Source organism: Spiroplasma endosymbiont of Dactylopius coccus, assembly GCF_977110965.1.
The window spans coordinates 1330284-1344852 of the sequence record NZ_OZ373019.1; the positions used below are offsets into that span (position 1 = coordinate 1330284).

At 24.5% G+C, this 14569-nt stretch carries 16 protein-coding genes; 10 read left to right on the plus strand and 6 right to left on the minus strand.

The genetic code is table 4. From position 1 onward, the window contains the following. Nucleotides 1–171: 171 nt before the first annotated feature. The 3 genes from ACXUB0_RS08370 to ACXUB0_RS08380 all read right to left on the minus strand — a co-directional run bounded on the left by ACXUB0_RS08370 (nucleotide 172) and on the right by ACXUB0_RS08380 (nucleotide 3823). Nucleotides 172–819 (minus strand): hypothetical protein, encoded by a 648-nt coding sequence (locus tag ACXUB0_RS08370; RefSeq protein ID WP_458258379.1) that lies wholly within the window; start codon nucleotides 817–819, stop codon nucleotides 172–174. Between the two features lie 137 nt (nucleotides 820–956). Further along, nucleotides 957–2258, minus strand: coding sequence for an adenylosuccinate lyase (gene purB, locus ACXUB0_RS08375; RefSeq protein ID WP_458258380.1), 1302 nt, complete (start codon nucleotides 2256–2258; stop codon nucleotides 957–959). 2 nt (nucleotides 2259–2260) lie between these two features. Further along, a complete protein-coding gene (locus ACXUB0_RS08380; RefSeq protein WP_458258381.1) occupies nucleotides 2261–3823 on the minus strand; it encodes an adenylosuccinate synthase in 1563 nt (520 codons plus the stop codon). Nucleotides 3824–3935: 112 nt separating this feature from the next. On the opposite strand from ACXUB0_RS08380, the gene ACXUB0_RS08385 reads away from it, so the two are divergent. Then, on the plus strand, nucleotides 3936–4145 hold the full coding sequence (locus ACXUB0_RS08385; protein WP_174481299.1) for a hypothetical protein: 210 nt from the start codon (nucleotides 3936–3938) through the stop codon (nucleotides 4143–4145). A gap of 47 nt (nucleotides 4146–4192) precedes the next feature. Here ACXUB0_RS08385 and pth read toward each other — a convergent pair whose 3' ends face one another. The 3 genes from pth to rsmA all read right to left on the minus strand — a co-directional run bounded on the left by pth (nucleotide 4193) and on the right by rsmA (nucleotide 6901). Beyond that, the gene (gene pth / locus ACXUB0_RS08390) at nucleotides 4193–4756 is read right to left on the minus strand and encodes an aminoacyl-tRNA hydrolase (protein ID WP_339047823.1); all 564 of its coding nucleotides are present in this window, start codon (nucleotides 4754–4756) and stop codon (nucleotides 4193–4195) included. Between the two features lie 21 nt (nucleotides 4757–4777). Beyond that, the gene (locus tag ACXUB0_RS08395; RefSeq protein ID WP_286641660.1) at nucleotides 4778–5785 is read right to left on the minus strand and encodes a ribose-phosphate diphosphokinase; all 1008 of its coding nucleotides are present in this window, start codon (nucleotides 5783–5785) and stop codon (nucleotides 4778–4780) included. Between the two features lie 270 nt (nucleotides 5786–6055). Next, nucleotides 6056–6901: a 16S rRNA (adenine(1518)-N(6)/adenine(1519)-N(6))-dimethyltransferase RsmA gene (gene rsmA / locus ACXUB0_RS08400; protein WP_458258382.1), complete on the minus strand. Its 846-nt coding sequence runs from the start codon at nucleotides 6899–6901 to the stop codon at nucleotides 6056–6058. 178 nt (nucleotides 6902–7079) lie between these two features. Here rsmA and ACXUB0_RS08405 point away from each other — a divergent pair, with 178 nt between their 5' ends. The 9 genes from ACXUB0_RS08405 to ACXUB0_RS08445 all read left to right on the plus strand — a co-directional run bounded on the left by ACXUB0_RS08405 (nucleotide 7080) and on the right by ACXUB0_RS08445 (nucleotide 14477). Then, a complete protein-coding gene (locus ACXUB0_RS08405; RefSeq protein WP_458258383.1) occupies nucleotides 7080–8219 on the plus strand; it encodes a rod shape-determining protein in 1140 nt (379 codons plus the stop codon). Between the two features lie 30 nt (nucleotides 8220–8249). After that, entirely contained in the window at nucleotides 8250–9488 is a 1239-nt protein-coding gene (locus ACXUB0_RS08410) for a rod shape-determining protein (RefSeq protein WP_458258384.1), read from the plus strand. 899 nt (nucleotides 9489–10387) lie between these two features. After that, on the plus strand, nucleotides 10388–10906 hold the full coding sequence (locus ACXUB0_RS08415; protein WP_458258385.1) for a hypothetical protein: 519 nt from the start codon (nucleotides 10388–10390) through the stop codon (nucleotides 10904–10906). A gap of 134 nt (nucleotides 10907–11040) precedes the next feature. Continuing rightward, complete coding sequence (locus ACXUB0_RS08420; RefSeq protein ID WP_338960339.1) at nucleotides 11041–11202, plus strand: hypothetical protein; 162 nt, start codon at nucleotides 11041–11043, stop codon at nucleotides 11200–11202. A gap of 2 nt (nucleotides 11203–11204) precedes the next feature. Beyond that, the gene (locus tag ACXUB0_RS08425) at nucleotides 11205–11552 is read left to right on the plus strand and encodes a hypothetical protein (RefSeq protein WP_458258386.1); all 348 of its coding nucleotides are present in this window, start codon (nucleotides 11205–11207) and stop codon (nucleotides 11550–11552) included. A gap of 124 nt (nucleotides 11553–11676) precedes the next feature. After that, a complete protein-coding gene (locus ACXUB0_RS08430) occupies nucleotides 11677–11832 on the plus strand; it encodes a hypothetical protein (protein WP_458258387.1) in 156 nt (51 codons plus the stop codon). A gap of 41 nt (nucleotides 11833–11873) precedes the next feature. Beyond that, nucleotides 11874–12476, plus strand: coding sequence for an IS3 family transposase (locus tag ACXUB0_RS08435; RefSeq protein WP_458258808.1), 603 nt, complete (start codon nucleotides 11874–11876; stop codon nucleotides 12474–12476). 421 nt (nucleotides 12477–12897) lie between these two features. Further along, nucleotides 12898–13668: a hypothetical protein gene (locus ACXUB0_RS08440; RefSeq protein ID WP_458258388.1), complete on the plus strand. Its 771-nt coding sequence runs from the start codon at nucleotides 12898–12900 to the stop codon at nucleotides 13666–13668. Further along, the gene (locus ACXUB0_RS08445) at nucleotides 13638–14477 is read left to right on the plus strand and encodes a hypothetical protein (protein ID WP_458258389.1); all 840 of its coding nucleotides are present in this window, start codon (nucleotides 13638–13640) and stop codon (nucleotides 14475–14477) included. Before ACXUB0_RS08440 ends, ACXUB0_RS08445 begins: the two co-directional genes overlap by 31 nt. Nucleotides 14478–14569 lie beyond the last annotated feature (92 nt).

Here is a 14569-nt window from a genome sequence, read left to right on the forward strand (position 1 = left end):
AAAATAGCATTATTTATTGTAATACTTATTTAAATTAATAATATTTTATTAATTTTTATTTTTTTATAAAATGGAACATTTTTGTTGATATTGATTTTCATTAAAACCATTATCAGAGTTAACAGCATCTATATCAACGTTTAAGTAAAACTGATAATCACTATTTACGTGTTAAATAACACTACTTTTTTCATTATCATAATTATTTACTGGTAAATACTGATTACCGTTACTCATTAATGGTTGATTTTGTAATTTTCTTGAACTTGCAAAATCATATCAATGTCTCAAAAGATCATTTTTTTCTCATTGTCTTCTTTTTTCTTTTTCTATTTTTTCTAAAATATTATTAAGTTTTAAAATTTTTAATCCAACCTTTTTCAATTCTTCTTTTTGATTACTTATATTAACTTTTTCACATACTATTTTGTTAATTCGTTTTTTTTCAAAATTATAATAACCAAAAGTTAAAAACTTAACTAATTTATTCTTAAATTTAAAAATTTTACTTGTTTTTTGTTTTTCGAAAATTTCTAACTTTTTAATACTATTTATATTATAAGAAAGAAATATAGATTGTTTTTTAATATTTGACTGCAATGTTTTTTCACATTTATATTTCTTATTATTAATATAATATAATATTATTTTTATTTTATTAATTTTCTTTTTTAATAAATTAACATCTATTTCTCCATTATCTTTTAAGTATCGATCATCTAAAACATCATAAAAGTGTTCTTCACTATCATATCTTGTAATAAAATTAAAATCTTGATCTATAAAAGGAAAACTATTATCGATTTTGTATTTCTTCATAATTTTCACTCCTTAAACTTATATAATCTAGTGATTAATTACAATATTTTCTTAATCTTTTATATTTATTGATTATTAGATAAAATAAAAAAACAAAAATTAATAAATTAAATGCTAATTAAATTTAATATTAAACATTATTTATCTTTAAAAACTTTTTTAAAAATATAATCAACATTTATTAAAAAAATATTATTATTACAACATTCATTTAACTGTTCACTAGTTAAATATTGATTAATATTATTCTTTATTAATACATCTTTAAAATTAATCATTTTATTTTGTGCTTCTAAAGTGCATTTTTGAATAAAATCATAAGCAATTTCACGTGTTATTTTTGGATTATTTTTAATAATAGCCAATAAAACTACTTGTGAAAAATAAAGTTCATTAGCTTTAGCAATATTATTTGCCATGGCACTAGTATTAATTACTAAATTATCTAAAATATTTGTCATTATATTAATAATAAAATCTAATATATGATAAATATCAGGTAACATAATGCGTTCATTAGAACTATGAGAGATATCACGTTCATACCATAATAAATTATTCTCATATACTATACTATTATAACTTCGAACTAATCTTGCTAAACCACAAATATTTTCAGAACCAATTGGATTTTTTTTATGTGGCATTGAACTTGAACCTTTTTGTGAAATAGAAAATCCCTCTAAAAGTTCATTAACTTCGCTACGTTGACTCAAACGAATTTCTAAAGCTATTTTTTCAATTGTTGTAGCAATTGAACTTAATTGTGTAATTAAAAAAATCAAACGATCACGTTGTACTACCTGCGTAGCAGAACTGTCAACTTCCATTTTTCATTTTTTGGCAATAAATTCACTAACTTTTGGCGAAATATGAACAAAATTACCCATAGCACCCGTAATCTTAATAACTTCAACTTGTTTTCTTGCTAATTCCAACCTTACTAACTGTCTATTTATTTCATCGTATCATAAAGCAAATTTTAATCCTAATGAAGTTGGTTCACCAAAAATACCATGACTGCGACCAATTACTAATTGATCTTTATATTTAAACGCTAACTCTTTTAATTTCAATTGTAAAGTAATTAAAGCTTTTTCAATAATTTCATTTGAAAATTTTATTTGTAGATTTTGGACACTATCAACCATATCAGTTGAAGTTAAACCATAATGAATTCAACGACTTTCAGTTTTTAAGTTAGCACTTAACATTCTAGTAAACGCAACTACATCATGTTTAGTTTCTAATTCTAATTTATTCATTAATTCAATATCTAACTTAGCATTTTTTTTAATTAATTGAAAATCTTTAAAAGGAATTATATTTAAATGTTGTAATGATTCACAAACATCAATTTGAAAATTCATTCATAAGTTTAAACGATTTTTCATATTTCAAATATTAGTCATTGCTTTTGTTTCGTAACGTTCAATCATTTTTACTCCTTAATAAATATAGTTTGTTTACGATCTGGACCAACAGAAAATATTCTAATTGGAACACCCACCAACTCACTAATTTTTTTTAAATAATTTTTAGCATTTTCTGGTAATTCATCATAACTAGTAATATTAGTAATATCTTCATTTCAGCCAGGCATAGTAATAAAATGTGGTTGACATTTATTAAAGTTATTAATTTGAGAAGGTATGTATCTAATTATTTCGCCATTTAAAGTATAATGCGTACAAATGCTTAATGTTTCAGTACCAGTAAGCACGTCTAACAACATAATAGCTAAACTAGTAAATCAATTAATTTGGGCACTATACTTAGCAATAACTGCATCAAATCATCCAATTCTTCTTGGTCTTTTTGAAACTGTGCCATATTCATTACCAGTCATACGAATATAATCTGCTAATTTACCAAAAACTTCACTAGGAAACGCACCAGCACCAACTCTTGTACTGTATGCTTTAGTTACACCAATAATTTCATTAATTGCTTTTAAAGAAATACCTGAACCAATAGCAATTGAACTAGCACTTGGATTAGAAGATGTTACAAAAGGATATGTACCATGATCTAAATCTAATAAAGTACCTTGTGCTCCTTCAAATAATATCTTTTTATTTCTAACTAATTGTTCATTTAAAAATTGACCAGTATCAATAATTAAATCTTTAAAATATGGTAATAATTCTAATAAACGATTATATATTGTTTGCGCATTAAATTCTTTTTCATATCCATAAACATTTTTTAATATTTTATTTTTAATTAACAAATTATCAGTAATCAATTCTAATAGTCGTTCCTTATCTAATAAATCGCCCATTCGAATTCCAATCCGATTAACTTTATCAACATAACAAGGTCCAATTCCTTTTTTAGTAGTGCCAATAGCTTTATCACCCTTAATTTTTTCTTCATATTCATCAAATGCTAAATGATAAGGTAAAATAATATGAGCACGATCAGAAATTCGTAAATTTTGACAACTAAAACCAGCAGCTTTTAAATATTCAATTTCAGAAACTAATTTTTCTGGATTAACAACACAACCATTAGCAATAACACAATATGAATCTTTATTAAAGATACCAGAAGGAATAATACTTAATTTATATTTTTGATGATCAAAAACAATTGTATGTCCGGCATTATCACCACCACTTCAACGAACAATAACATCAGAATTTTGACTATAATAGTCAGTTATTTTACCTTTTCCTTCGTCACCTCATTGACAACCAATAATAGCAGTAGTTTTAAATGGTTTTGGTTGATCAATTTTTGATATTAAAATATTTTTAGTATTGACAATTTTATTAGTAATTTTTTGATTTTCTTCTTTTATTATATGTTTTGACTTTTCAAAATCTACTTTCATCTTATTAATGATTGGCTTAACAGTTTCAGTTTTTATTGATTGCGTTTTTACTTTAGTTGCTTTTTTTACATCTTTAACTTTTGGTTTAATAGTTTTATTAAGTTGTTCAACTTTAGTTTTTGCCTTTTCTATTGTTGGTTTGATTATATTTTTTTTTGCTTTCATATTGTCTCCTTTATACTCAAAAAAAAGTATTTATAAATTAATTATATAATTATTTAATAATGATTATCAAAATATTGTTATTAAAAATAAACTAGTAAAGGAAACTTAAAAAATGAAATGAAATTTTGATAATGACAGTTTTCAAAATGATAATAATGATGATTTTGACAAACTTTGTCCTATTTGTAAGCAGAAATTACTAGAAGCAAAACTTGAAAAAATAAATGAAATAAATCAATATCAGCAAACACAAAATGATATTTTATTAATTGAAGAAATTAAAAAAAGAAAAAGAAACACAACTTTATGTTTGCTTATGTAGAAAACATAAAAATGAAAATATTCTTTAATATTTTTATAATATATTAATTATTTTTTATTATATTTATTCATAATATTTTCAAATTTACTATCAGTAATTCAACTACTAATGCTTTCTACAAAAAATTGTTTATGATCGTTTATATTCTTTAACTCATCATTACTAAACTTACTCAAAACTCAATCAGCCGTGTTAAAATTAGGATTTTTACCAACACCAATCCTTAATCTTTGAAAATCTTTACTACCAATTTGATTAAAAATACTTTTAATTCCATTATGACCAGCAGCACTAAATTTTTGTTTATATTGAAATTGACCAAAATTTAAATCAACTTCATCGTGAATAATTAACACATTTTCAATTTTAATTTTAAAATAATTCATAAAATTTGAAACACAAAAACCTGATAAGTTCATAAAAGTTAATGGTTTCAAAAAAATAACATCAGTGCCATTAACAACAGTTTTAACATATTGACCATTAAATTTAGTTTGATTAATTTTTAATTGTAATGTTTCACAAATCATATCAATAACAATAAAACCAATATTATGACGTGTCAATTCATACTCTTTACCTGGGTTTCCTAATCCAATAACTAATTTCATCTACTTTAAATTTCCTCTTTATTATTTTTTACTATTTTTATTATTAATTTTTTTTATTAACTCATTTGTTTTATCATCATAAACTTTTGTTAATGATTTATTATTAATTGAAGCATCAATCATTTTTGCAATAAAATCAGCAATTGAAATAATTTTTAAGCCATTAAATTTTTTTTCTTCAGAAATTTCAATAGTATTAGTAATAACAACTTCCTTAATAATTCCATCAATAACAGCTTGTTTCAAATTTTTTGAAGCTTGCCCACTAAAAATACCATGAGTAGCTAAAATATAAACTGATTTTGCACCATGTTCTTTAATAGCTTTTGCTGCATTAATAATAGTACCGCCTGTATCAATCATATCATCAATAATAATAGCATTCTTTTCTTTAACATCTCCTAATACAAACTTAACTTGACTTTGATTAGGAGTTGTTCTTCTTTTATCAATAATTGCCAAAGGTACACTTAAATAATTACCTAATCTTCGAGCACGAGTAACACCACCATGATCTGGAGATACAACAACTAAATTAGTTAAATTTTCTTCAATTAAATAAGATGCTAAATCTTGAGTTGCTCGTAAATCATCAACAGGAACATCAAAAAAACCTTGTTCTTGTGGTGAATGTAAATCAACAGTAATAACACGATCAACACCCGCAACAGTTAATAAATTTGCAACAAGTTTACAAGTAATAGGTTGTCTACCACCTTGTTTTCGATCTTGACGAGCATAACCAAAATAAGGAATTACTACATGAATTTTAGCAGCAGATGCACGAACTAAAGCATCAACAAAAATTAATAATTCCATTAAATTATCATTAGTTGGCGGCGAAGTTGATTGGATAATATATACCACTTTCCCTCGTACTGATGTTATAGATTGAATGTTAAATTCACCATCAGCAAAACGACTAATTTCTGCTTTTCCAGGTTCAATATTAAGTTTTTTACAAACTTCTTGTGTAAATTTTTGACTAGCACTTAAACCAAAAACTACAATGTTTTCTACATTATTCATTAAATCCTCCTTTACATGTTTCTAAAAATTATAATTATAATTTCATTATACAATGTTTATTACAATTTAAGTATATTAAATTTAAAGACTATTAATTAAAAATAATTAATAAAAAGTTATATCTTTTGCAAGAAAAAATAAAATCATTATAATAGTTAACGGATAATAAATATTTAAAAATATGTTTATTAATAAACAAGGATTATTGCTGAGGTGTTTTATATACTTATTATCCACAATCTAATATCATTAATTTTAATAATTATATAATTATTCTGAAACGTATTTATTATTAATAATAGTAAATAACTGGTAAAACATTGAAAATGTTAATTCTTCAGATCTTATTGTTAATGTTCAAGATAAGTCGTTAATTAAATTAACGGCTTTTTCTTTACTATTTAAATAAATACCCAAATTGTTAACTAATGTTTTTCTCTTATTAACAAAGCAACTTCTTACAAATTTTCAAAATAATTGTGGTTCATCAAGTTGAAATTTAGGATTTACTTTAAAATAAACAACACTACTTGTGACATTAGGTATCGGAGTAAAATTATTAGGACTAACATCAAAAATAATTTTAACATCACAATAAAATTGACACATAACAGAAAGATTATTATATACTTTAGTTTTAGGTTTAGCACAAAATCTTTGTGCAACTTCTTTTTGCATCATTAATGTAAATGAATCAAATAATTCAATATTTTCTAATAATTTTAAAACAATTTGTGAGGTAATATAATAAGGCAAATTTGCAATTACATGAATTTTTTGATTTATTGCAAATTCTTCATTAATGATTTTTTTTAAATCTAAATTTAAAAAATCATCATTTATAATTTTTAAATTTTTGTATTCATTTAACTCTTTTTCTAAAACAGGAATTAATTTTTTGTCAATTTCAATTGTCACAACTTTTTGCGCAGTGCTGAGTAATTTATTGGTTAAATGACCAATGCCCGCTCCAATTTCAATAATGCCATCTTCATCTTTAAAATTACTAGTTTTAACAATTTTATCAATTATATTATTATTAATTAAAAAGTTTTGTCCAAACTTTTTAACTGCATGTAAGTCGTATTTTTTCAATATTTTTTTTGGATTTTCCATTATTATTCTCCAATTCACATTTTTAGTTAATTATATACTAGTAATAATTAAACAAATAGTTAGCCAACTAATCATATATGCTAAATTTACTACTAGCAAATCTACATGTGGTAATATTAACATATATCAACTTAATAAATAAGTATTAATTTGAGTGGGAAAAGGAGATGATTTTTATATGGCAACAAAAATAGAGGTTACTAATGACGGACACAATAACCAAGACGTTAATATTGTTTCTCTAGATTTAGGAACAAGAAATTTAATTGTCAGAGTTAATGGAAGGGTTGTTTATAGTCAACCATCAGCAATTGTATTTGATACAGAAAACGGAGAAGTATTCATTGGTGAAGCTGCTTTATTAATGAAAGAAAAAACTCCAGCGAATAAAATTTTCAGAGAACCAATGGCTAATGGTGTTATTAGTGACAATAATGCTTTGATTGCTTTATTAACTGAAATTTTTACACAAATTATTGATGTGAAAGCTGAAAAAATTTGAGAAAATTCAGTAGCACTTGTAGCTATTCCATCTAAGGTTTATAAATTAGATAGAACTGTTTTACGTGAAATTCTACAAGGAAAAAAAGTAGCTAAAATTCCAATTTATAGTGATAAATTTCCCAATAGATATAATGCAAGTAATGAAAGCGTAATGAAAGCTGAAAAAGTTGTTATTGTTCCTGAAGTAAAATTGGCAGCTATTGGCGCTGGGGAAGCACTTTGAGATGCTTCAGGAGTATTTATTCTTGATATTGGTGGTGGAACTTCTGACTGTGCCATTTTATCAAGTGGAGAAGTTATTGTTCAAGATTCAATTCCAATTGCTGGAAATGCTATTGAACGTAGTATTAAAGAACATTTTGAAAAAATGCACTATATATCTCTTAGCTCAATGGAGGCTGAAAAAACAAAAATTAGTGCTGGTATTTGAATAGATGGTGAAAAAGATAGTGAAAATAAAATTACTATCCATGGAAAAAGTACTAAAACTAAAAAACCTGAACAAATTACAGTTCCTAAGCAAGAAATAGCTAGAGTAGTTACCGAAGCCTTTGAACCAATTGTTGCACTATGTAGTGACATTATCGATAAAGCCGGACCTGCCTTTTCAGAAATGATTATGAAAGACGGTTTAACTATCACTGGTGGGGGTGCTTTGCTTGAAAATATTACAACTTATCTAAAAAAACGACTAAATTTAGAACATGTGATATCTGCTAATAATCCAAGAGAGTGTGTAATTAGAGGAACTCAAGCCTATGAAACTCATAAACAAGATGTATATGAAAAAGGATTCATTAGACCAAGTAATTAAAATTCCAGGTGTGTAGAAGGAGGAAAAAAAATGGGATTATTTGATAAAAAACCCAAAGAAAACTTAAATAAAAAAAGTAATATTAAGTCTATTAATGACTACCAATGATTAGCTTTAGATGTCGGAACAGAAAACTTTAAAGCAAGGTATGTTAACATTGGACTTACATATGATGCTCCAACTTATCTTGCTGAAGACTATGAAAAAAATGTTATTCTTTATGGTGAAGAAGCTAAAACTTTAATTGATAAAACAAATGAAAATGTTGTTATTAAGCGTCCAGTTCGTGATGGTAATATTACTGATCCAGATGCTTTACAACGTATCCTTGCTAAAATTTTTCAAGATTTTAGACTTGAAATTAAAGATTCAAAACAAGCTGATAAAAACCGTAATTTAATTGTTTTAATGGCAACACCAAGTGAAATTAATTCAGTACAAAGAGAAGCACTAGAAAATATAGTTCATCGTTTAGGAGCACTTCGTGGATTTGTTCAAGAAGAAGTTAAAATGGCAGCATTAGGTTCAGGCCAAGATATTTTTGGAACTGCAATTATGTGTGTTGATATTGGTGGGGGAAGTACTGATATTGCCGTACTTAGCAACGATTCAATCCTATATTCATATACAACACATTGTGCTGGAGACTATTTAACACAAAAAATTCAAGAATACATAACTAAAAAGCATGCTTTAAAAATTGGTACTAAAGAAGCAGAAGATGTTAAAAAGAACATCGGTTCACTTCTTAAATATCAAGATGAAAAACCATACACTATTTCAGGTGTTTCATTACCTAGATTAGACTCTCAACCAGGAGAAACAATGTCAATTTCTAAAACTATTGAAATTACACCAGAAGAAATTCGTGAAAATGTAATGCAAGTTCAATTTAGAGAACATGTTATTCCATCAATTCGTAGAGTACTAAGAACTTCTGGGGAAAAAGCTGCTGGTAGTGTTAGTGACTTAAAGAAAAAAGGTAAGGGAATCACAATTTGTGGTGGTGGAGCTTACATTAAAAAAATTGATGAATTTATTAAAGAAGAATTGGCTAAGGAATATTTCATCGAAGTTAAAGCTGAAAAAGGTACAAAACCAATTCGTCAAAAATATGAGGGAGATATCTTTGAAGTACGTGTTGCTCAAAATCCTTTAGATAATGTTATTGATGGTTGTGTAAAATATCGTGATACAATTTACAAACAATTAATAGCTGAACAAAATCCTAACCGCGAAATTCTAACAAAAGACGAAGATTTAGGATAAAAAATAAGTTTAAATAAAATGCACTTTTAAAATTTATAGAAGTGCATTTTTTACCTATATAAATAATAAATTACTATATAAAATTAAAAAATTAATAATCACGCTTAAAATATATCATTAACTATTTCAAAAAAAAGGGAGCGTACCGAAGATGTCGGTAACTAAAAAGTTTTAAAAATAGCTCCTTTCTTTTTTTACCCTTGAATTAAAAATAAATGACAAAAGACGAGAATAAAAATCTTGTCTTTTTTTTGTAATTGTAAAATTTTAAAATTTTTATTATTAACACTCTTTAAATATCTACTACACGCAGTGACCAAGTAGGAGAAAGTTAATAATTAATAACCCTCTTTAACGCTATTATCAACACGTGTTAGGGAACTAAAAAAGTGAACTACAACACAGTTGTTAAAAATAGTAGCTAGCATGTGGACTTGCATGGATAAATAAAAAGTGGAGTGATACCTAATAAAATATACTAACCAGTAATGGTAATTCTTGGGGTGGGAGCGAATTGGAAACTAGTATATATAGACCTGTTGTAGGGACCTATTGTATTAATTCTATTCTTTATTTAACCAACCTTGCCACTCCCCAGTGAGCAAGTGTTGGTTTTATTTTTTATTTTTTTTGAAAAAATTTTTGGGCGAGAAAATAAATTGTGAAATTTTAAAAAAAATTGAGCGGTGCCGGTTCAATTAAAATATTAATTTGCTAAACACAAATTAAATAAATATTGAATCGAATGCCTCAATGTTTTTTAAAATTTCACAATTTATTTTTGAGCCCAGAATTGATGGAATGAATAAAACGAATAGTAGTATTATTAATAATCTAAAAATCAAATTATATGTCCTTTATGCTAGGAAGCAACAGGACATATTTAGGAAAGGATTATTATGCAAATAGAATTTAAAAAAGAACAAATTGTTAAAGATAAACCACAATCTATTCTTATTGATTATGTTGAATATAGATTATCACTGCCAAAATGAATGATTAAAAATAATTCTTTTATTGTTGACAACAGTTACACGTATTGAGTTTTTAATTTAGAAAATATTAAAAGAGAATTAAGTGGTAATGAATTAATAAAATTATTAGAACCATATATTAAAGACCAAAAAATAATTGTTAATAAACCAATTGCTCCAAAAGAATATTATCTTAATGATATAAAACTTGAACCATTAACATTTTATGAACAGCATAATAGTTGATTTATGGGTGAAATAACAGATAACAAAACTAAAATTACTAATCCTTGTTTTAAATATAACATTACGTGAGAAGAAAACAGAAAAGGTTTTAAAATAAATAATCCATATAATAAAGATGATTTACCAATTAATTACATAGTTACTTCATATAAGGAAATTTCAACTCATAATGAAAAAGTATTTTTGTTGAACATGTAAACAACATAAATTTGATTATTTATTCTTTAATACTAATGATATAAAAACAAGAAAATATTTTTTAAGAGATAAAAATAGTAAAGCAATTTGTTATGACTGTATTTTAAATATTAGGTTAAGTAGGAGGTATAAATATGGATAAAGAAAAATTAATTAGTTGATTAAATTTAATTTTAGATAGTGATATAGAACAATATAATAAAGAAAAAGACATATATTATTTAAATAAATTAAAAGGTTCAATTGATATTATTAAAATTTTAATTAATAAAATACAATGCAGAGAATTTGATTAATAATGAAATATGACTTAATTATTGGAATTGACCCTGCTGGTATTGGTAATAATGGAATTGTTATATATTCAAATGAAACTAATAATATTATTTTTAATGAAACATTCAATACATTAACTGTTTTATGAACTAAAAATATTTATAAAGAAAAATTTCAATTAATTAAAGAACAATTTATTAATAAAAAAATATTAGTTATTGTAGAAAATTTCTTTTTAAGTTCAAAACAATTATTAACTAATCCATTTACAATGTTACAAGAGCAACTACTTATAATTGAATTAAGCAATTTACTAATTCAGACAGGTTTAAAACTAAAGATAATCGTTTTTTTGAAGAAAATGAATTAATTAAATTAAGAAAAGAATTAAAACAATTAAGAATGGAAAATGATATTTTAAAGCAAGCAGCACTAATAATAGGCAGAAAATAGAAATTATTACTAAAAATAAAGTTAAATATAAAATTCGTACAATGTGTCGTTTTTTAAAAATCTCTAAATCAACATATTATTTTAATTTCAAGAAAAAAGAAAATAAAATTCAAAATAATATTCATGATGAAGCTGTTATTAGTGCTTTTAAAGAAAATAAAGAAGTTTATGGTACTAGAAGATTAAAAAAAATTTAGAAAACCAAGAAATTTATTTATCACGCAGAAAAATTAAAGAAATTATGAATAAGCATAATTTAATATCAAAATACACTAAATTATCATTCAAAAATCATCATAATAAAGTCAATGATAGTCAAATAACCAATCTTGTTAATAGAAACTTTAATAATAGGGTTAAAAATGAAGTTATTGTTAGTGATTTAACTTACGTTCAAGTTAATGGTAAATGAAACTATATTTGCCTATTAATAGACCTATTTAACCGCGAAATTATTGGACATAGTGTTGGAGTTAAAAAAGATGCATTACTAGTATATCAAGCATTTATGCAATCAAATCGCTGTTTAAAAGATATCCAAATATTTCATAGTGATCGCGGTAATGAATTTAACAATAAAATTATTAATAATCTTTTATTAGCATTCAATATTACTCGATCTTTAAGCAAAAAAGGCTGTCCTTATGACAATGCTGTTGCTGAAGCAACTTTTAAAACTTTCAAAACTGAATTTATTAATGATAAAAATTTTACATCATTAATCCAATTAAAATTAGAATTATTTGATTACATCAATTGATACAACAACATAAGAATTCACAACACTTTAAACTACTTAACTCCAGTTAAATACCAACAACAAATGTCTACCAAAAAATAGTCCTAAAAAAGGTTGCCATTCCAAGTGTAACCCATCCACCTACTGGATTTACTCATTATGATACATGACAAAAATTTTTAGAAGCAAGAAGATTTGATATGTTAGCACAAAAAGATTTTCAAGGTATATTAACTTGTAAGAACCTGTTTGGAATCTTTTAAACATAATTAAACTAAAAAAGGGAATAATTATTTCTAACCTGACAGTTAATTAACATTTTATTTTCTTTGTCATTTTTTTGTTAAAAAGATTTTATCATTTGACAACTTATCGATTAAAAATTTATTTTTCAACTATAAAATAACATTTATGATATTAATTTAATCAAAAATAAGTTAGTAATTTTAAATTTAAAGATGTAGATACTGGCTTAGTTATAGGAAGTCCAACTGTAGATTATAAAAAAATAAGTCAAAAATATATGTCAGCAATATTAAATTTTAATAGTGTAGTATTTAGTTCATTAATTCAAATGCCTTATGATAGTCTACAATGATTACCATTTGCTTTAAGTTCAATTCCATTAGTAGGTAAATTATTAAATGCTTTAACATTAGGTATACCAGTAGGATTTATTATTACTCAAAATTCTCAACAATATAAAAATATGTCATTTTTTAATGGTTTTATGTCAGCATTTTTTGCTTCAAATTTATCAAGTATTATTGGTAATAATGATACAAATTGATTTATACCTTTAAATGTATTTAGTAATTCAAGTGAATTTGCATTAGGTAAAATGTTAGGTTCACATGTTAGTACAACTGCTATGACAATGAAATTAAGTGATAGAGTAAGTGTTTATCCATGAGACCCTACTACTGGTAAGAAATTAACTGTAAAAGAACAAATATCAACTGTTGATTTATCACAAAAGAAAAATAATAAAGTTTATATTTTAGCAGAAGATACAGAGTTTTTAGATATAGCAAGTCCATTTACAAATGAAGATAAAGATTGTCAATGAAATCCAACAGCAAATGGAGTTATTGATGGTTCAAATTATGCTTATATTATTGATACAATTGTAACTCAATCATTACATCAAGGTGAAGAAAGACATACATTTATAGTGATAATCCATTTACTTATCAAGGTGATTATAATGAAATATCAGTTGCACAGTTTAGATATAATAATATGGGATTATTTACTAGTAATATGTTTAATTGAACTACTTTATATAAATTAAATAATGATGAATATTCAGAAACTGAAGAAACTACTTTTAGTTATCCAGCAAAAATATTACCACCAAGTCCTCAAAATATAGCAAAATCAATAATTATTAATCCAGATTTAAAAATAGAAATGACATCAAATAATATTCCTTTAACAGATACAAGTTCAATTCCAGTAAAAGATAATCTTGATAATTGATGAAATGCTAATTCAAATAAATTAGTTAATTATGAAGTTGATTTGAAATTATTATTAGACCCTACATTATTAATTAAATCTTTTAATGATTTAAAAAGATATTATAAATCAATAACTATTTATTATAATTATGATATTGAAACAATACAAGAAGTGCATAATAATTCAATTCCCACTATAACATCAACTTTATATACTGATTTTTCTATAGAAGAAAATTTTGCCAATCCAAAAAAATATGATGGAATTCAAGAAATTTTATTAAAAGATTTAATTTTGCAAGATAACCCGCCGGTTAATAACCTTAGATTCGGTTATTGAAGTCATAATACTTCTGGTGCTACAATACAACTTGAAAAAGAAAGTGGTATTGCTAATATATATGGAATAACTAACGAACATTATAATTTAAATAATTACAAATTTAAAATCAAAGATAATGGTAATATTGGTGGTTGAGAAAATAGTTTTGAAAATAATAATTTTTTAAATTATTGTATTGTAAATAATAATTTGAAATGAAATTTTTATTTACAAGCAACATTAGGAAAAATTGAAAATATGTGATATATTACGGGTAAAATTGGCGAAGATGATAAAGCATACGCTAGAATATATTAATAGTATTAAAGCAAATATATATAAAATAATACTAAATTCAAGATAATTATGATAGTATAATATTATTAAGTTAAGTAAAATATTCAAGGAGT